Raw genomic sequence first — 17,878 nt, 5'->3', positions numbered from 1 at the left:
TGTTCGGCAGCGAGGACCGCATGGTCCGCCTGGACATGAGCGAATACCAGGAGAAGCACACCGTCAGCCGCCTCATCGGCGCCCCGCCCGGCTACGTCGGCCACGAGGAAGCCGGACAGCTCACCGAACGGGTGCGGCGCCACCCCTACTCCCTGCTGCTGTTCGACGAGATCGAAAAGGGCCACGCCGACGTCTTCAACATCCTCCTCCAGGTCCTCGACGACGGACGGCTCACCGACGCCCAGGGCCGCACCGTCGACTTCAAGAACACCGTCATCGTCATGACCAGCAACCTGGGCTCGGAGGAGATCTCCGGACGCGGTACGGTCATGGGCTTCGGCGGCGGCGCGGAGAGCGACGAACAGGCCCGCCGCGAGCGCGTGCTGCGCCCGCTGCGGGAACACTTCCGCCCCGAGTTCCTCAACCGCGTCGACGAGATCGTCATCTTCCGCCGCCTCGCCGACGAGCAGCTGCGGCAGATCACCGATGTGCTCCTCGAGGAGACCCGGCGCCGGCTGCGCGCCCAGGACGTGCCAGTCGACTTCACCCCCGCGGCCGTCGACTGGCTGGCCCACCACGGCTACCAGCCCGAATACGGCGCCAGGCCGCTGCGGCGCACCATCCAGCGCGAGGTCGACAACCCGCTGTCCCGGATGCTGCTCAACGGCAAGCTGTCACCGCACAGCCATGTGGAAGTCGATGTCGAGGAAGGGAAGCTGACCTTCCGCAGGGAGGAGAACCCCGCCGCCCCGGTCGGCTGACAACGGTCTGGTCACCATGGGTTGCCGAGGTGGCGAGCGGGCGCGATAGCGTGTACAAGCCAATGGGGACAGCACACCCCCTGGCCTTGGATTCGCTCGCCCGCACGCACGAGGAGCCCACTTGTCCAGCCCGGAACAGCGCATGGCCGACCTGCTCAAGACCTTTGGAGATCCGGCGGCGTGCACCGCCCATCTGCTGTGCGACCGGCACCCGTCCGACGCCGTCGCCTTCACGGTGGTCGGAGCCGACCTCGGCGGGCAGGACACGACCTTCGGTGAACTCCGCGACGCCTCAGCACGGATGGCGAGCGCCCTCATGGCGCTCGGCGTGGGCCCCGGCGACCGGGTCGCCACGCTGATGGGCAAGTCCACCGAGCTGGTCGTGGCGGCCCTCGCCATCTGGCGGATCGGGGCCGTCCAGGTGCCCCTGTTCACCGCGTTCGCGCCACCGGCCATCGCGCTGCGGATCACCGGAAACGGCACCAAGGTCGTGATCACCGACGCCGGGCAGCGCTCCAAGCTCGCCGCGGGCCCCGACCTCCCCGCCGACCCGCCGTGGCGGATCGTCACCACCGGACCCACCGAGGCGGGCGACCTGTCCTTCGCCGAGCTGCTCCAGGGGCACCCGCCGCTGGAGCGACCGGCCGCCCTCGGCGGGGACGGGACCATCGTGGAGCTGTTCACCTCCGGCACCTCCGGCCCGCCCAAGGCGGTGCCCATCCCGCTGCGGGCCGTCGCCGGATTCGCCATGTACCAGGAGTTCGGCCTCGACCACCGGCCCACGGACGTGTTCTGGAACGCCGCCGACCCGGGCTGGGCCTACGGGCTGTACTACGCGATCATCGCCCCGCTCGCCCTCGGCCGGCGCAGTCTGCTGTTCAACAGCCTGTTCTCCGCCGAGGCCACCTGGGCGGTGCTCTCCCGCTACGGCGTCACCAACTTCACCGCGGGCCCCACCGTCTACCGCAAGCTGCGCGGCACCCCCGCCCCCGAGGGGGTCCGGCTGCGCTGCGCCTCCGCGGCCGGCGAGCCGCTCCCGGCGGATGTGATCACCTGGGCGGAGCGCACCCTCGGCATCCCGGTCCGCGACCACTACGGCTCCACCGAACTGGGCATGGCGATCGCCAATGCCTGGCACCCCGCGCTGCGCGACGACCTCAAGCCCGGCTCCATGGGCCGCCCCCTGCCCGGCTGGAGCGTGACCGTCCTGCGCGAGGACACCAACTCCGCCGCCGCGGAGACCGGCAGGCCCGGCCGGGTGTCGGTGGACATCGCGAAGAGCCCGCTGATGTGGTTCGAGGGCTACCGCGACGCCCCCGAGCGGACCGCGGAGAAGTTCAGCCCCGATGGACACTGGTTCTACACCGGCGACACCGCCGCGCGGGACGAGGACGGCCACCTGTTCTTCTCCGGGCGCAGCGACGACGTGATCCTCATGGCGGGCTACCGCATCGGCCCGTTCGAGGTGGAGAGCGTCCTGCTGGAGCACGAGGCCGTGGTGGAGGCGGCCGCGGTCGGCGTCCCCCACGAGGAGCTCGGCGAGGTCATGGAGGCCTTCGTGGTGCTGCGCCCGGGGGCCGAGGGCGGCGACACCCTCGCCGCCGAGCTGCAGCAGCTGGTCAAGGACCGGCTCGCCAAGCACGCCTACCCCCGGCGGGTGCACTTCGTCGCAGAGCTGCCCAAGACCTCCAGCGGCAAGACCCAGCGCTTCCTGCTGCGGCCGCGCAAGGTCAGCTCCCGCGCTCGCTGAGCGGGACGCCGGGAGGAGCGCCGGGACGGGCCCGGGACGGTCCCCGCTGGGCTATCGTGAGCGGTTACGCGGTGGTCAGGGTGAGGGGAAAGGCCTACGTGAACGAGGCGGCACAGGTGAGCGCGGGCAAGGCCGGCAGGCGGGCGGAGAGCGCCGCGGGCAGGGACGTGTCCACGGTCAGGGACGTCGCCAAGCGCGCCGGGGTGTCCGCGTCCACCGTCTCCCGTGTCATGGGGGGCACCTACCCGGTGGCCGCGGCCACCCGGGCCAAGGTGCTCAAGGCCATGCGCGAGCTGGACTACGTGGTCAACGCGCACGCCCGCGCGCTCGGCGGCTCCACCAACAAGACGGTGGCGTTCGTCGTGGACGACGTGACCGGGCCCTTCTACGCGCACATCGCGCGCGGCGTGGAGGAGCAGGCGTCCGCCGAGGGGCGGCTGTGCATGCTGTGCACCACCCACGGCGACCCGCAGCGCGTGCTCGCCGTGGTGGAGATGATGCGCGAGCAGCGGGCCGACGCGGTGATCGTGGTCGGCGGCGCCTGGGAGGACAAGGCCTACCAGGACCGCATGACCCACTTCGCGCACGCCCTGGACCGGGTGGGCTCGCGACTGGTGCTGGTGGGCAGGCCCCCGCTGGGCGAGGGCGTGCCCGCCACCGTCGTGGACTACGACAACGAGGCCGGCGCCTTCGCGATGACCACCCACCTGCTCAGCGCCGGACACCGGCGGATCGCCTACCTGGCCCGGGTGCCGGGCCTGTCCACGAGCACCCAGCGGATCAGCGGCTTCACCCGGGCCCACGAGCTGATGGGCCTCACCCCGGACCCGGCGCTCATCCTGGACGGCGAGTTCACCCGCGCCCACGGCTACCGCGCGGCCAGGGAACTGCTGGCCTCCGGGGCCGACTTCAGCGCCGTGTTCGCCGGGACCGACATGGTGGCGGCGGGGGCGCTGCAGGCGCTGCGCGAGGGGGGTGTACGGGTGCCCGAGGACGTCTCGGTGGCTGGCTACGACGACATCCCGGTGGCGATCGACGTCTACCCGGCGCTGACCACCGTCCACGTCCCGCACGAGGAGCTGGGCCGCACGGCGGTGCGGCTCGCCCTGCACCGCGACGAGTTCCCCGAGAGCCAGCACCAGGTGCTCGGCACCCACATCGTCATCCGCGCCTCGACCCGGGGACCCGGCCGCCCCCGGGAAACCTTTTAGAGACGCCGCGGAGTGCTGAAGGCCGCCGGAGGGCTCGCTCTCGCCGGCGCGGCCGGCGGCCTCACCGCCGCCGTCACCGCGGGCCCGGCTGACGCCGCCCCGGCCACCTTCACCCACCCGGGCATGCTGCACGCCTACGGCGAACTCAACCGGGCCAAGGTACGGGTGGCCGCCGGAGACGACCCCTGGCTGGCCGGCTGGAACCGGCTGACCGCCAACGCGCACGCGCAGTCCGGCTGGAAGCCCAACCCGCAGGCCACCATCATCCGCGGCGGCACCGGGGAGAACTACGGGATCCTCTACAACGACATCCACGCCGCCTACCAGAACGCCCTGCGCTGGAAGATCGCCGGAACCACCGCCCACGGCGACACCGCCCGCGACATCCTCAACGCCTGGTCCGCCAAGCTCACCACGGTCACCGGAAACGCGGACCGGTTCCTCGCGGCGGGCATCTACGGCTACCAGTTCGCAGGCGTCCCCTTCACCACCTACACCTGGGGCACCGGTCAGAACTGCGCCCAGCAGTCGCAGACCGTGATCTCCTCCGCGAGCCGCGGCCAGGCCCGGCCGGTGTGGGACATCCTGCACTACCACTACGCCAGGCGCCGGGGCCTGTCCGTGCCGTACATCACCGCCATGGCGGAGAAGGGTCGCCCCGAAGGCGGCGGCGGAGACTACGGCTCCACCAGCGGCGGCTTCGACCAGCTGGGCTTCGGGACCCTCCTGTACGCCAAGTAGCGCGCGCTCCTCCCCAGGACGCGCGCCCCGCGCACAGCACGCCTTACGGCGGGACGGTCTTCGTCCGAAGCCGGTCATCCCGAGGCCCCGCAGTTGTTGCAGCTCCAACCGCCGCTCGGACCCTGGATGACCGGCGCTCCGCACTGACTACAGTTCACAACGGCCCCCTCTCACGTTCTACCCATGAAGACGCGGTAACCGTCTCCCAGGCTGCTCGGGTTTCAAGCGGAGATCGAAAGGGCGGCGTCCGCCCGGCCCACCGGAAGGCTCTGCTCGGCCCAGATGACCTTGCCGTGCGAGGTCTGCCGGGTGCCCCAGCGCTGGCTGAGCTGGGCCACCAGCAGCAGCCCGCGCCCGCCCTCGTCGAAGGTGCGGGCCCGGCGCATGTGCGGGGCGGTGCTGCTGGCGTCGGAGACCTCGCAGATCAGCCCGGTGTCATGGATCAGCCGCAGCTGGATGGGGCTGCTGGCGTGACGGATGGCGTTGGTGACCAGCTCACTCACCACCAGCTCGGTCGTGAAGATCGCCTCCTCCAGGCCCCAGTCCGCGAGCTGCCGCGAGGTCCACCGGCGCGCCTCGGCGACGGTCGCCGGGGTGGCGGGCACATCCCGGGTGGCGACGCTGCCGGGGTCCAGGGTGCGGGTCCGGGCGACCAGCAGGGCGATGTCGTCACCGCCCCGCTCCGGGCCGAGGGCGCCCAGGACGGACCGGCACACCTGATCGGGCGACTCGGCGGGCCCCGCCAGCGCCCGGCACAGCACCGCAAGGCCCTCGTCGGGGTCGCGGGCGGCGGACCGCAGCAGCCCGTCGGTGTACAGCACCAGCGTGCTGCCCTCCGGCAGCTCCAGATCCACCGTTTCGAACGGCAGGCCCCCCACCCCCAGCGGCGGTCCCGGCGACACGTTCGGCAGCGTGACCGCCCCGTCCGGGGCGACGACGACGGGCGCGGGGTGGCCGGCGCTCGCGAACGAGGCCGTGCGGGTGATCGGGTCGTACACCCCGTACAGACAGGTGGCGCCCAGCTCACCCGTGCTGCCCTTCTCCCCGGCCGTGGCATCGCCCGCCTGGGGGAGGACCTCGCCCTCCTGGGTGGGGGACTCCTCCTCGTCCAGCCGGAGCACCAGATCGTCAAGGTGGGTGAGCAGCTCGTCCGGCGGCAGGCCGATGTCGGCGAGGGTACGCACCGCGGTCCGCAGCCGGCCCATGGTCGCCACGGCGTGCACCCCGTGGCCCACCACATCGCCCACCACCAGGGCGATCCGGGCACCCGAGAGCCTGATGACATCGAACCAGTCGCCCCCGACCCCCGCCGCGGTGCCGGCCGGCAGGTAGCGGGAGGCGATCGACGCGGCCGCCTGCCGCATCCCCTGCCGCGGCAGCATGCTGCGCTGGATGGCCAGCGAGACGGCGCGCTCGCGGGTGTAGCGGCGGGCGTTGTCCACGCACACCGCGGCCCGCGCCGTGATCTCCTCGGCCAGCAGCAGATCGTCGTCGTCGAACGGCTCCCGCGTCCGGTGGCGGTAGAACACCGCGACCCCGAGCGTGGTGCCCCGGGCGCTCATCGGCACCGCCATCACCGAGTGGATCCCGTACCGGCGCACCGACTCGGCCAGGCGGGGCTCCTCCCCGGTCCAGCGCCGGAACTCCTCGTCCCGTACCGCGTGCCGCACGCCGCGGCCGGCCGCCAGGGCCTGCGCGGGAGGCGAGTACTCCGGCCACGAATCCGCGCCCCCGACCTCCACCGTCGCCTCCGGGCAGCCCTCCAGCACGGACTGGTGGGCGATGCGGCGGAAGTCCACCGCCCGGCTGGCCCGGCTCCTGACCGGCTCCTGCCCGTGGTAGATCGCGTCCAGCAGATCGACGGTGACGAAGTCGGCGAACCGGCCGACCGCCACGTCCGCCAGCTCCTGTGCCGTGCGGGTCACGTCCAACGTGGTGCCGATCCGCACGCTGGCCTCGTTGACGATCGTCAGCCGGCGGCGGGCCCAGTGCTGCTCGGTGTAGTCGAGGACCACCGCGGACATGCCGCGCACCCGGCCCGCCGCGTTCTTCACCGGGATCAGATAGATCACCCAGGCGCGCTTGCCGCCCGCGCCGGACATCGCCCGGCCGAAGCCCTCGTGCCGCACGCCCTCCCCGGTGCGCAGCACCTGCTCCTGCAGCCGGTCGACCTCCTGGGCGAGGGGCCGCGGGTCCATCTCGCGCAGCCTCAGCCCGCGCATCTCGTCCACCGTGCGGCCCATGACGTGGGTCATCGCCACATTGGCGGCCACCAGCCGCGCCCGCGCGTCGTAGACCGCCACGGGGAGCGGCATCTGGGTCAGCGTCCAGTCCGACAGCAGCCGCGCCTCGTCGGACGGCCCGGCCTCATCGGCCTCCGGGGCGGCCGCGGCCGCCGCCCCCGGGCCCGCCACCACGAACCAGCGGACCTCGCCCTCCGCGTCGGTCAGCGGGTGGGCCCGGACCGTCAGCTCCACCCGGTGCCCGTCCCGGTGCCTGGCCGCGATCCGGCCGCTCAGGGCCTCGCCCGGCCGGGCGCGCAGCCTCCCGCGCGCCGACGCCGGGAGATCGCCGGCGAGCAGCTCCCGCGCCGACCGCCCCAGCACCTCCCCGGACCGGTAGCCCAGCACCCGCGTCGCGTCGGGCCCCCAGGCCGTGACACAGCCACGGGCGTCGACCTCGATCGCCGCCGAGAGCGGAGCGGCCCCCCGGTGCCCGAGCTCCTGGTACTCGCCTCGATACCTGGCGAAATCGTCCTTGCGCATCGGCGTCTGCCTCGCCGGGCCACGTCGCCGTGCCCGGGCCTGCGGCCCGACGCCACGGCTCCTTACCCACATGGTCCCCGGGCACAAGCCCGCTCAATCGAACCCGGGCGCCTCGATCCGGGGCGGTTCAGCAGGCCGGGACGGCACCCCTCTCGGCGGTGCGCACCGCCAGCTCGGCCAGCGCCTCGGGGGCGCCCGCCTGGCCGCGTACGCCGGGAAACGCGTTGATGTCCACGATCAGCGGCGCCCCGCCGCCCGCGTCGATCACATCCACGCCGTACACCCACAGCCCGAAGACCGGCCCGACCCGCAGCGCCAGTCCGGCCCAGCCGTCCGGCAGCTCCCCGGGCGGCAGCGGCAGCGCGGGGCCGCGCCCGGGGTCCGCCAGCTCCGACCGGCGCACCGCCGCGAAGACCCGGCCCGCGATCACCCACAGCTTGTGGTCCCAGCCGCTGTTCTCGGTGAACCGCTGCACCACCACCGGCTCGCCCGGCCACACCTCGCCCAGGGCGCGCAGCCCGGCGGCGTCCTCGACCCGGGCCACCAGGTCATGGCGCCTGCTGTGCCGGCTCTTGACCACCACCGGATACGGCAGCCCCTCGGCGTACAGCGAGGCGAGGTCCGGCGCGGTCCGGGTGCGCGCGAACGGCAGCCCCGCCCGCAGCGCCAGCCGGGCCATCGCCGTCCGGTCCTGGACCAGCCCGGTCGCGCGGGCCGCGTTCACCACAGGAGCGCCACGCTCCTCCAGGTGACGGGCCAGGCCGAGCGCCCCCGGTGTCCGCGCCTTGAGCAGATAGACGTCCGCGAGCTCGCCGACGGACTCCGGCTCGTCCGACGCGCCGCCCCAGGAGCCCGGATCCACCACCTCCACCCGGTGCCGGGGCGTCAGCAGCGCGGTCGCCGCGGCCAGCAGCGGATGACCGGGCTCGGGGGTGATCAGACCGATCCTCATCGGCCCTCGCCGGCGCTCGCGGGCACCTGCTCCGCCACCCGCGGCGGCACCGGCCGGGCGGGCACCACGGCCGCCGGCCCCGCCCCGCCCGTGCCGCCCGCGCCCCGGCGGGCCAGCTCCAGCACCGCCCGCCCCACCCGCGCCGCCGCGTCCGGCACCTGACGGAAGCTCGGGAAGTCGTTCACATCCACGATGACCGGGCCGTCCGGCCCCAGCAGCACATCCACGCCGTACAGGTCCAGGCCGAAGGCCGCCCCGGCGTCGGCGGCGATCCGGGCCACCTCGGCGGACAGCGGCACCCGCCGCTCACGCACCGGACCGTCCGGGTGCAGCGGCGAGCTGCGCTCCGTCGCGTACAGCTCGCCGCCCACGCAGTAGACCTTGAGGTCCACACCCGAGTTGGCCACATACGGCTGCGCGATCAGCATCCCTTCCCCCGCCAGCTCCGGCCACAGCCCGGCCAGCCGGTCCGGGGAGGACACCAGCCGCACCGCCCGCCCGGAACTCCCGTCCGCGGGCTTCACCACCAGCGGGAACTCCGCCTCCGGAACCTCGGCCAGCGACTCGGGCCGGGCCGCCGCGTAGGTCCGCGGCATCGGCAGCCCCCGGGCGCGCCCGATCGCCGCCGCCAGCACCTTGTCCCGCACCCCCCGGATCGACCGCGCGTCATTGACCGTCGTCAGCCCCACGGCCGCCGCGGCCTCCAGCAGCGTCAGGCCCGGGCCGCCCGAGACCGTCTTGAGCACCCACGCGTCGTGGCCGCCCGCCCTGACCGCCTCCTCCACGTTCACCAGGGAACTCCCCGGCCGCAGCACATCCACCCGGTGCCCCCAGGCGATGAGCCGGCGGATCACCTCCACCGGCATGCCGTCGTAGCGGTAGTGCTCCTCCACCAGAAAGCAGAGCCTCATCGACCTTCCCTGTCACGCCGGACGTTCGCCGACCGGTCCGGCGCGCCACAACATCTCAGGATGTCATGACGCCCCGGCGCGCTCACCGGCGGGAACGGTACCGGCGCCGACGGGGCCTCAGGACACGATGTCCTTGCGGCTGAACCCCCGGAACGCCAGCGCGAACAGCACCAGCGCGTACGCGACGGAGACCGACACGCCCTGCACCATGCCGCTCCACTCCGCATGGGGCTGGAGCGCGTCGATCCACGCGAACTGCCAGTGCGCGGGGAGGAAGTCGCGCCACGAGCCGAGCGCGGTCACCGCGTCCAGCACATTGCCCACGATCGTCAGCCCGACCGCCCCGCCGACCGCGCCCAGCGGGGCGTCGGTGACCGTGGACAGCCAGAACGCCAACGCCGCGGTGACCAGTTGGGACAGGAAGATGTACGCGACCACCACCGCGAGCCGGCCCACCGCCTCGCCCGTCGCCAGCGACCCGCCCGTCGGGATCCGCAGCGGCTCCCAGCCGTACGCCACGGTCCCCACCACCAGCGCCACCAGCGGCAGCAGCACCATCGCCGCCGCGCTGAACCCCAGCGCCACCGCCAGCTTGCTCAGCAGCAGCCGGGTCCTGGGCACGGGCGCGGCCAGCAGATAACGCAGCGAGGACCAGTTGGCCTCGGCGGCGACGGTGTCCCCGCAGAACAGCGCCACCGGCACCACCAGCAGGAACGCGGCCGAGACGAACAGCGCGGTGGCCGCGAAGTTGACCCCCGAGGCGGTGGCGGTGGTCATGAACGTGGTGCGGTTCTCGCGCCCCTCGGGGGCGCCGCCGAGCGCGAAGGCGGCGACGAGCACGAACGGCAGCGCGGCCAGCACCGTGGCCATCACCAGGGTCCGGCGCCTGCGCAACTGCCGGATCGCCTCGACCCGCAGGGGCAGGGTGCGGCCCGGACGGTGCCCGGGCGCCGCTTCCTTCAGAGAACTCACAGTGCGCCTCCCCTCGTCACTGCTCGCTCCCGCGCTTCCTTCGTCGCCGCGCTCATGCGGCCCCTCCTCCGATCAGGGTCAAGAACGCGTCTTCCAGGCGGCGGCCCCGCCCGAAGCTGGTCACCGGGATCTCCAGCCGCACCAGCTCCGCCAGCAGTTGGGCGGGGCCGGTGCCCTCGAGACGTACCAGCAGCCCGTCGCCGCTGCGCGCCGCGGAGGCGACGCCGGGCAGCGCGGCCACCTTCTCCACCAGGGCGTCGCTCAGCTCGCCCTCGTGGCCGACCAGCAGGCTGTCGCCGGTGCCGGCGATCTCCTCCACCGGGCCCGCCTCGACGAGCCGGCCGCGGTCCATGACGACCAGATGCGTGCAGGACTGCTCGACCTCGGCGAGCAGATGGCTGGAGACGATCACGGTGCGGCCCGCCGCCGCGTACCGGATCATCACCTCCCGCATCTCGCGGATCTGCGGCGGGTCCAGGCCGTTGGTCGGCTCGTCCAGGATCAGCAGATCGGGCAGGCCCAGCATGGCCTGGGCGATGGCCAGCCGCTGGCGCATGCCCTGGGAGTAGGTGCGCACCGCGCGCTCCAGCGCGTCGCCGAGCCCCGCGATCTCCAGCGCCTCGTCCAGGTGGGCGTCCTCGGCGGGGCGGCCGGTGGCCCGCCAGTACAGCTCCAGGTTGGCCCGGCCGGTGAGGTGCGGGAGGAAACCCGCGCCCTCGACGAAGGCGCCCACGCGGGAGAGCACCGAGGCGCCGGGCCTGATGGTGTGTCCGAACACCCGGATCTCCCCGCTGTCGGGGGTGATCAGCCCCATCAGCATGCGCAAGGTGGTGGTCTTGCCCGCGCCGTTGGGCCCGAGCAGCCCGAGGACCTGGCCCTTCTCCACGGTGAAGGAGAGGTCCTGGACCGCGTACCGGTCCACCGACTTCGCGTACCGCTTGCTCAGGCCCGTGATCCGCAGCGGCACCTCGGCCAGTTCGGGGTCGGGCGCCGGGGCGGCCGTGCGCCGCCTGCCGGTGAGCAGCAGCCCGAGCGCCACCACGGCGGCCACCAGCGGCAGCCCCCACACCCACGCGGGCAGCGGGGCGGGCTGGGTGCGCACACCGGGTGCGGTCGGCACGGTCAGGGCGCCGTCCGCGAGCCCGACCGTATAGGCGGCGGGCTCGACCGGCGAGGCGTAGCCCAGGTCGGTGGCGGCCAGCACCAGCCGCAGCCGGTGGCCCGCCTCCACCTCGTGGTCGACGGCGGGCAGCCGGACCTCGACGGTCCTGCCCCGCTCCGCGCCGGTGATCCGCACGGGGGAGACCAGCTGCTCGGGCAGCACCTGCCTCCCGTCGGGCCCGACGTCGTACACCTTCGCGAACAGCACCGCGTCGGGCGCGTCCGCCTTGACCCGCACCCGGACCGAGGGCGAGCCGGTGATCCGCAGCGACTGGCGCAGCGGCGCGGAGTCGAAGCGGGCGTACTGGCCGGGGAAGTCGAGCGACACCCCGACGCCCAGCGACGACGCCTGGGAGAGACCCGCTATCCCGGGCACCGAGGAGACCGCCGAGGGCCCGCCCCCCGCCGGGTTGGCGAACGACTGCTCGCCGCCGCCCAGCCGTACGGTCCGCCCGCCGCCGGTCAGCCCTGGGTAGCTGTCGGCCGTCGCGCCCCGCAGCAGGGCGGCGCCGTCGGTGGAGTCGAACCCGCCGGTGCGGGTGATCCGGAAGGCCGGCCCCGTGTCGGTGCCCTTGTCGCCCTTGAGATAGCGGTCGAACCAGGCCCGGGTGCGCGCCTGGACCCGCCCGGTCTCGGGTTCGCCCCCGTCGTGTCCGCCGGCGATCCAGTCGACGGCCACCGGCGCCCCGCCCGCCTTGATGGCCTTGGCCATCGCGTCCGCCTGGTCGAGCGGGAAGAGGGAGTCGGTCTGGCCCTGGAGGATCAGCGTCGGGACCTTGATCCGGTCGGCCACGGCGGACGGGCTGCGGGCCTCCAGCAGGCGCCGCGCGGCGGCGTCCGGCTTGCCGGCCACCGCGACCCGCTCGTACATCTCGCACAGCCGCTTCTCGAACCGGCCGCAGCCCGAGGCGCCCCGCCGGGGCTCCGCGGCGGGGTCCGCCGAGCCGGTGGTGAAGAAGATCCCGGTCCACAGCTTCTTGAACACGCCGTTCGGGAACAGCGCGTCGGCCAGGTTCCAGTAGGTGATGGCGGGCGCGATCGCGTCGACGCGCCGGTCGTACCCGGCGGCGAGCAGCGACACGGCCCCGCCGTACGAGGCGCCGGCCACCCCCACCCGGGGGTCGCCCGTGGCGTCGAGCCGCACCTCGGGCCGCTTGGCCAGCCAGTCGATCAGCCGCCGGACGTCGGCCACCTCGCCGCCCGGGTCGTTCAGCCCGATCTTCCCCGTGGACGCGCCGAAGCCGCGCGCCGACCAGGTCAGCACGGCGTATCCGTCGCGGGCCAGCTCCTCGGCCTGCGCCCGCACATCGTCCTTGCTGCCCCCGAAGCCGTGGGCCAGCAGCACCGCGGGCCTGCGGCCGGAACCCGCGGTGAAGTACGAGGTGTCGATGTGCGCCCCGGGCATGTCCAGTACCCGGTCCTCGCGGTGGACGGACGGGGGGTCGTCCGCGGCGACGGCCGCCCAGGTGCCCGCGCCCGCGAGCACGGCGACCGCGACCCCCGCCGACACCAGCAGCCGGCGGCCGCGCGACCGGGCTTTTCGCAGAATCATGCCTGCACCCTAAGCGGGGCACGCCGACGCGGCCGCTGACACCGGGTGGATTCCGCGGCCCTCCCCGGGGAGTACCCTGCCCGCCCCCGTACCACGGTCGCGGTACGGCCCAGCGGCCCCCCGGGCCTGCCCCGGCGCTCTTCCGGAACCCCTCAAACCGCCTGTGGCCAGGGGCTTTTGTCAGTGCCCGGCAGTAGAATGGAGGGGTCAAGAACAAGGGTCCCCGACCTCCTTTGGAGGATGCCGATGGCCGCTGCCGTCACACCTGTCCCGGACCTGCCGAGCTATGCGACCCTCCCGACGAAACGGGTGCCCGCCGGACGCCCCCGCGAGTGGTACGAGTCCCACCACCGCCGGCTGAAGGCCATGCGCCTGGCCATCGCCCTGCTCAACTCCGGGGTCTACCGCCCCGAGCAGGCGCCCAACCGCACCATACGCACCACGGCGGCCCGGATCGGGGTGCGCCCGCCCTCCGACACCACCTGCCGCATGGTGCGCTCCCTCATCCGCTACGAGCAGCGCTGACCCGCCCCCGCGCCTCCCCGCCGCGCCGCCGGTCCGCCGTCGGCGCGGCGGGGCCCGACCGCGTGGCGCCCCGGCCGCCGCCCCGCCCCGCGTGAAGATGGGCGCATGGACAGGAACGAGAGCAGGGGGCGGCCGGCCGGGGCGGCGGCGAACTGGGCCGGGCGGCTCACCGCCGCCCTCCGGGGCCAGAAGGCGGCGTACGCGGGGGACAGCGGACACGCCCCCGAGCGGTACGCGGCCGCCATGCTCGGCTACGGGGCGTATGTCGCGGCGCTCGCCGGGGCCGGGCGGCTGACCGGGCGTCGGCTGCCGTCCCGCGTCGACCCCTGGGACCTGGCCCTGTGCGCCGTCGCCACCTTCCGGCTGAGCAGGCTGCTCACCAAGAGCACGGTGGCCAGCCCGCTGCGCGTGCCGTTCACCGTCGCCCGCGGCGGCGCGGGCGCGGCCGAGCTGAGCGAGGAGGCGCGCGGCGAGGGCGGCCGGCGCGCGGTCGGCGAGCTCATCACCTGCCCCTTCTGCACCGACATGTGGGTGGCCACCACGGTCACGGCCGGGCTTGTGCTGTGCCCGAGGGCCACCCGGCTGGCGACGGCGGCGCTGACCGCCGTCGCCGGCGCGGACGCACTCCAGTTCGCCTACGCGGCGATGGTGGAGCGGGAGCGGGACGGAGCCGACTGAAGCAGGCCGCGTCTGTGGTGAGTAGGGGACAGCGACACGCCGTCGCGACGGCGTGTCGCTGTCCCCTACTCACCTACTCACCACGAACGGTCAGTCGCGCCGGGCGAGCACCCGGTAGGCGTTGGCCAGCCGGCCGCGCCCGGCCAGCGGCTTGACCAGCAGCCGGTCCAGCACGGTGGCCGCCAACAGGGCCGGGACGCCCGCCAGCAGGACCGCCGTGCGCAGCAGCCGGCGGAGCCGGCCCGGCGGCGCCAGCCAGGGCAGGTCGTCCGGCGGGGCGACCGCGTTCAGCAGCAGCCACACCGCGCCGAGCAGATCGACCGGGTCGTGCGGCCCCGCGTGCTCCTCGGCGACGACGGTGAAACCCAGCCCGGACAGCTCCCGGCGCAGATTGGCCACCGGCACGAAATGAAGGTGCTGCGGCTGCAGCCACGGCAGCCACCAGCGGCCCAGCAGCCGGGCGAAGCGGCTCTCCGGATCCGGGACCTCGATCAGCAGATGCCCGCCCGGACGCAGCGCGCGATGGGCCGCCCGCAGCTCCCCGCGGGGGTCCGTACTGTGCTCCAGGTAGTGGAACATGCTCACCACGTCATAGCCGTCGGCCAGTTCCGCCACCCGCTCCACGAAGCCGCCGCGGATGCCCCGCGCCACCCGCCCCGCCCGTTCGGCCAGCTCCACCCCGGCGCTCAGGTCCAGCCCGTCGAAGAGGGTCCCGGGGAAGACCGCGCGGGCCGCCTCGCAGAAGTGGCCGTGCCCGGTGCCCACGTCCAGCCAGTTCCCCGGCGCCTGAGCGAAGGGGCGCAGCGACTCGGCCCGCTTGACGTACGCCCTGCGCCGTCCGGCGAACAGCCCGCCGATGTCCCGCTCGCCCAGCCCGTCGTAGAAGTCCCGGTAGTAGAACTCCAGACCCACGGGATTCAGCCGCGGGTTCTGGAACACATGCCCGCAGTCCAGGCACCGGTCCAGCGCGAAGCGGCCCGCCTTGTGCTGGAAGAGATCGGTGGTGCGCAGCCGCCCCTCCAGCCGGGCCGAGCCGCACCACGGGCAGTCGGCCCGGCGCGGCTCGAAGAACCGCTCGGTGCCCCCCGCGAGATCCTCCGCATAGCGGGGGCGCGACGCGGCGACGGCCGCGGCGCGGGTCTCCTTCTTCGTGGCCCGGTTCCCCTCCTTCCGGGATGGGCCGGCCTCCGGGGCGCCACGGCCCCCGCCTGCCCCGTCCACGGCGGCGCGCCCCTTCGGCTCTTCCCCCGCTGCCCCGGGGAGGTGCCCCCCGGCCGGGCCGGGGGAGGGGGACCGTTCGACGCCGCTGCTCATCTCTCCTCCAACGGGACGGCCACGGGACCCGGCTGAGGTACGGGCGGCGGTGCGCCCGGGACGGCCGACGCGGCCAGCCGCTCCAGATGGTCCGCCGCCGCGGCCGCGCCCCCGGCCGCACGGAAGGACGCCCCGACCCGCTCGGCCGCCGCGCGACAGCCCGGCTCGTACAGGACGGTGTCCAGGGCCTCGCCGAGCCCGGCCGCCGTCACCCGGCCGAACCGCACCCGCACCCCCGCCCCGGCGGCCACCACCTGGCCGGCCACGACGGGCTGGTCGTCCCGGATGGGCGCCACGACCAGCGGTACGCCGTGCCACAGGGCCTCGCACACGGTGTTGTGCCCGGCATGGCACACGACGGCCGCCACCCGCGCCAGCAGCGGCAGTTGGGGCACCTCGCGCACCACCAGGACGTCGTCGTCCAGGGGCGCGCCGGGCCAGGTGCCCGGCGGCGCGTCCGGTCCGGTGTCCAGGGTGCCCGCGGGGTCGAGGAGGACCGCCTGCAGCCGGCCCGCGCGGGCGCGCACGGCCTCCCGGCAGACGGACAGGAAGCGGGCCCCGGCCTCGGCGTTGACCGTGCCGAGGGTGACCAGCACCGCCGGGCGCGCCGGGTCCAGCCACTCCCAGGGGAAGTCCGGAGCGGCCGGGCGGGCGGCGATCGACGGCCCGACGAAGCGGATCCGCCCGGCGGCCCGCGTCGGCCGCCCCGCCAGCTCCTCGGTGGTGAAGGCCAGCACCAGATGGGGCGAGAAGCGCGGATCGGCCGTCCCGGCCGGGTCGCCGACGCGGCCGCGCAACCCCTCCAGCAGCCCCTCCAGCCAGGCGGCGACCCTCGGCATGCCGTCCAGCGCCCCGGCGAACTCGGCCGAGGTGGTGGCCGAGGTCGCCCACCGCACGCCCAGCCGCTCGGCGACCAGCCCACCGGCCACCGCCTGCTGGTCGGCGACCACCACATCAGGCCGCAACTCCTCGACGGCCGCCCGCACCCCCGGGGCCATCGCCTCGGCGAGCGGCACCAGGAAGCGCTCCCACAGGAACTTCAGCGCCTCGGGGCCCCGCACATCGGCGGGGCGTACGGCATCGGCGCCGCCCTCGCCCAGCGCGGGCCCCGCGCAGCGGAACACCACCGCCCCCTCCCCGGCCAGCCGCCCCACCACCTCCGGCACCCCGGCCCACGCCACCCGGTGGCCCCGGGCGGCCAGTTCGGCCCCGACGCCGAGCGTGGGGTTGATGTGCCCGACGAGCGGCGGCACGACGAACAGGAAACGGCGTCCGCCGCCGCTCACGGGGCCGTCTCCAGCCCGGCGAGAGCCGCCACCCGCGGCCTCCCACCGGGCCTCCCGCCGGGCCTCCCGCCGGGCTCCCGGACCCCGTCCCGGTCGTGCTCGAGGACGTGGGCGAGGACGTGTCCGAGCACCAAGGCGGGCACCTCCACCAGCACGGAGTGCTCATGCCCCGGCACGATCACCGTGCGGGTGCTCGGCAGCAGCGACTCCAGCCACGGCGCCTGGGCGGCCATGTCCGAATCGGCGCCGTAGAGGGCGAGGACCGGACCGCGCGCGGAGCGGATCCGCCCCTCGTCCAGCACCGCGCTCGACGGTATGTCCCGGGCGATGGAGGTGGTGCGCACCAGCCGGGCCGCCGACCTCGCCAGCCGGGCGGTGTGCCCGCCGTGGTGGGCGTCGATCCAGGCCAGGGCGTCGGACTCGTGTTCCGACAGCTGGGCGGCCGCGTAGCCGAGGAGCCGGTCCAGCTTGGCCGCCCAGGCGCCGGTGGCCGGTTCCGACTCGATCAGCGACAGGCCGGCCACCCGCTCCGGATGGCGGACCGCGTACGAGAAGGCCACCGTCCCGCCGAAGCAGTTGCCGACCAGGTGCACCGGGCCGTGGATCCCCAGCCGGTCGAGCAGCCGCTCCAGGTCCCCGACGAACATCTCCAGCCGGTAGCCGCCGGCCGGGCGCTCGCTGCGCCCGTGGCCCCGCTGGTCGTACATGATCACGTCGACCCCGGCCGCGGCGAGGCCCGGGCCCACGGTGAAGTAGTAGGCGGCGAGGCTGTCGGTGAGCAGGCCGTGCAGGAGTACGGCGGTGGGGGCGGCACCGCCCCGGCCGGGGCGGTCCTGGTGAGGCCCGCCCTGTTTCGGGCCGAGCCGCTGCACATGGAGCCTGACGCCGTCCGGTCCGCCGGTGTGGACCATGGCCATCGCGGTCAGCTCCCCTCGCCGGCCTTCAGACAACCGACGACGTACTCGACGAGGCGGCCCACGCTGAGGTCGATGATCTCGTCGAGCTCCAGCCCGGCCACGAACTCGGCGAAGTTGACCCGCCGTCCGTACCGGGCCTGCAGATGTCCCGCCAGGGTGACCAGGTCGATGCTCTCCAGCTCCAGATCCTCCATGAAGCGGCTCTCCGGGGCGATCTCGATGTCGTCCAGGCCGTACTCGTCGAGCATGCTCCGGAGCATGCCGGCGATCTCCGCGAAGACGGTCTCCTCGTCGACCGCCGCGGGGGCAGGGACGGTGTGCTTGGCGGTGCTCACGGTGCCTCCTCGTCAGCTTCTCCGCCCGCGCGCGCGTCGCTCACGGG

General features: G+C 74.6%; 15 protein-coding genes. 6 read left to right on the top strand and 9 right to left on the bottom strand.

The genetic code is table 11. The features are described from left to right. The 4 genes from ABFY07_RS39795 to ABFY07_RS39780 all read left to right on the top strand — a co-directional run. Positions 1-761, top strand: a 761-nt coding sequence (locus ABFY07_RS39795; RefSeq protein WP_346179142.1) for an AAA family ATPase, incomplete at its 5' end; no start/stop codon positions are given. 121 nt (positions 762-882) lie between these two features. After that, positions 883-2,511 carry an AMP-binding protein gene (locus ABFY07_RS39790; RefSeq protein ID WP_346179141.1) on the top strand — a complete coding sequence of 543 codons (1,629 nt, stop codon included), beginning with the start codon at positions 883-885 and terminating at the stop codon, positions 2,509-2,511. Positions 2,512-2,678: 167 nt separating this feature from the next. Continuing rightward, positions 2,679-3,722, top strand: coding sequence for a LacI family DNA-binding transcriptional regulator (locus ABFY07_RS39785; protein ID WP_346179145.1), 1,044 nt, complete (start codon positions 2,679-2,681; stop codon positions 3,720-3,722). A 12-nt stretch (positions 3,723-3,734) separates the two neighbouring features. Then, entirely contained in the window at positions 3,735-4,463 is a 729-nt protein-coding gene (locus ABFY07_RS39780; protein ID WP_346179140.1) for a hypothetical protein, read from the top strand. Positions 4,464-4,684: 221 nt separating this feature from the next. Here the strand turns inward: ABFY07_RS39780 and ABFY07_RS39775 are convergent, their stop codons facing one another. The 5 genes from ABFY07_RS39775 to ABFY07_RS39755 form a co-directional block, all read right to left on the bottom strand. Then, complete coding sequence (locus ABFY07_RS39775) at positions 4,685-7,228, bottom strand: SpoIIE family protein phosphatase (RefSeq protein ID WP_346179139.1); 2,544 nt, start codon at positions 7,226-7,228, stop codon at positions 4,685-4,687. A 127-nt stretch (positions 7,229-7,355) separates the two neighbouring features. Continuing rightward, on the bottom strand, positions 7,356-8,180 hold the full coding sequence (locus tag ABFY07_RS39770; protein WP_346179138.1) for an ATP-grasp domain-containing protein: 825 nt from the start codon (positions 8,178-8,180) through the stop codon (positions 7,356-7,358). Then, positions 8,177-9,091: an ATP-grasp domain-containing protein gene (locus ABFY07_RS39765; RefSeq protein ID WP_346179137.1), complete on the bottom strand. Its 915-nt coding sequence runs from the start codon at positions 9,089-9,091 to the stop codon at positions 8,177-8,179. Before ABFY07_RS39765 ends, ABFY07_RS39770 begins: the two co-directional genes overlap by 4 nt. A 117-nt stretch (positions 9,092-9,208) precedes the next feature. Beyond that, on the bottom strand, positions 9,209-10,063 hold the full coding sequence (locus tag ABFY07_RS39760) for an ABC transporter permease (protein ID WP_346179136.1): 855 nt from the start codon (positions 10,061-10,063) through the stop codon (positions 9,209-9,211). A gap of 52 nt (positions 10,064-10,115) precedes the next feature. Next, complete coding sequence (locus ABFY07_RS39755; RefSeq protein ID WP_346179135.1) at positions 10,116-12,776, bottom strand: alpha/beta fold hydrolase; 2,661 nt, start codon at positions 12,774-12,776, stop codon at positions 10,116-10,118. 240 nt (positions 12,777-13,016) lie between these two features. Between ABFY07_RS39755 and ABFY07_RS39750 the strand changes: the two genes are divergently transcribed. Continuing rightward, positions 13,017-13,301 carry a hypothetical protein gene (locus tag ABFY07_RS39750; protein WP_428837094.1) on the top strand — a complete coding sequence of 95 codons (285 nt, stop codon included), beginning with the start codon at positions 13,017-13,019 and terminating at the stop codon, positions 13,299-13,301. A 105-nt stretch (positions 13,302-13,406) separates the two neighbouring features. After that, positions 13,407-13,979 carry a DUF1360 domain-containing protein gene (locus ABFY07_RS39745; RefSeq protein WP_346179133.1) on the top strand — a complete coding sequence of 191 codons (573 nt, stop codon included), beginning with the start codon at positions 13,407-13,409 and terminating at the stop codon, positions 13,977-13,979. A 90-nt stretch (positions 13,980-14,069) separates the two neighbouring features. Here the strand turns inward: ABFY07_RS39745 and ABFY07_RS39740 are convergent, their stop codons facing one another. Genes ABFY07_RS39740 through ABFY07_RS39725 form a run of 4 tightly spaced genes read right to left on the bottom strand, consistent with a single transcriptional unit; the run spans position 14,070 to position 17,831 of the window. After that, a complete protein-coding gene (locus ABFY07_RS39740) occupies positions 14,070-15,293 on the bottom strand; it encodes a class I SAM-dependent methyltransferase (protein WP_346179132.1) in 1,224 nt (407 codons plus the stop codon). After that, positions 15,290-16,579: a glycosyltransferase gene (locus tag ABFY07_RS39735; RefSeq protein ID WP_346179131.1), complete on the bottom strand. Its 1,290-nt coding sequence runs from the start codon at positions 16,577-16,579 to the stop codon at positions 15,290-15,292. Before ABFY07_RS39735 ends, ABFY07_RS39740 begins: the two co-directional genes overlap by 4 nt. Next, on the bottom strand, positions 16,576-17,496 hold the full coding sequence (locus tag ABFY07_RS39730; protein ID WP_346179130.1) for an alpha/beta fold hydrolase: 921 nt from the start codon (positions 17,494-17,496) through the stop codon (positions 16,576-16,578). The genes ABFY07_RS39735 and ABFY07_RS39730 overlap by 4 nt, the downstream gene beginning before the upstream one ends. A gap of 5 nt (positions 17,497-17,501) precedes the next feature. After that, on the bottom strand, positions 17,502-17,831 hold the full coding sequence (locus tag ABFY07_RS39725; RefSeq protein ID WP_428837093.1) for a phosphopantetheine-binding protein: 330 nt from the start codon (positions 17,829-17,831) through the stop codon (positions 17,502-17,504). Positions 17,832-17,878: the final 47 nt, after the last annotated feature.

It is taken from the genome of Streptomyces sparsogenes subsp. cuspidosporus, from assembly GCF_039532705.1.
GTDB classification, from domain to species: domain Bacteria; phylum Actinomycetota; class Actinomycetes; order Streptomycetales; family Streptomycetaceae; genus Streptomyces; species Streptomyces sparsogenes.
Note: the sequence above shows the minus strand (reverse complement) of the source record. Positions and strands in the feature narration are given on the sequence as shown.

Bases quoted from the DNA above. Each gene is read 5' to 3' on its own strand.
- ABFY07_RS39775 (WP_346179139.1), bottom strand. From the start codon at position 7,228: ATGCGCAAGGACGATTTCGCCAGGTATCGAGGCGAGTACCAGGAGCTC.
- ABFY07_RS39745 (WP_346179133.1), top strand. From the start codon at position 13,407: ATGGACAGGAACGAGAGCAGGGGGCGGCCGGCCGGGGCGGCGGCGAAC.
- ABFY07_RS39740 (WP_346179132.1), bottom strand. From the start codon at position 15,293: ATGAGCAGCGGCGTCGAACGGTCCCCCTCCCCCGGCCCGGCCGGGGGG.
- ABFY07_RS39765 (WP_346179137.1), bottom strand. From the start codon at position 9,091: ATGAGGCTCTGCTTTCTGGTGGAGGAGCACTACCGCTACGACGGCATG.
- ABFY07_RS39750 (WP_428837094.1), top strand. From the start codon at position 13,017: ATGCCGATGGCCGCTGCCGTCACACCTGTCCCGGACCTGCCGAGCTAT.
- ABFY07_RS39770 (WP_346179138.1), bottom strand. From the start codon at position 8,180: ATGAGGATCGGTCTGATCACCCCCGAGCCCGGTCATCCGCTGCTGGCC.
- ABFY07_RS39755 (WP_346179135.1), bottom strand. From the start codon at position 12,776: ATGATTCTGCGAAAAGCCCGGTCGCGCGGCCGCCGGCTGCTGGTGTCG.
- ABFY07_RS39730 (WP_346179130.1), bottom strand. From the start codon at position 17,496: ATGGCCATGGTCCACACCGGCGGACCGGACGGCGTCAGGCTCCATGTG.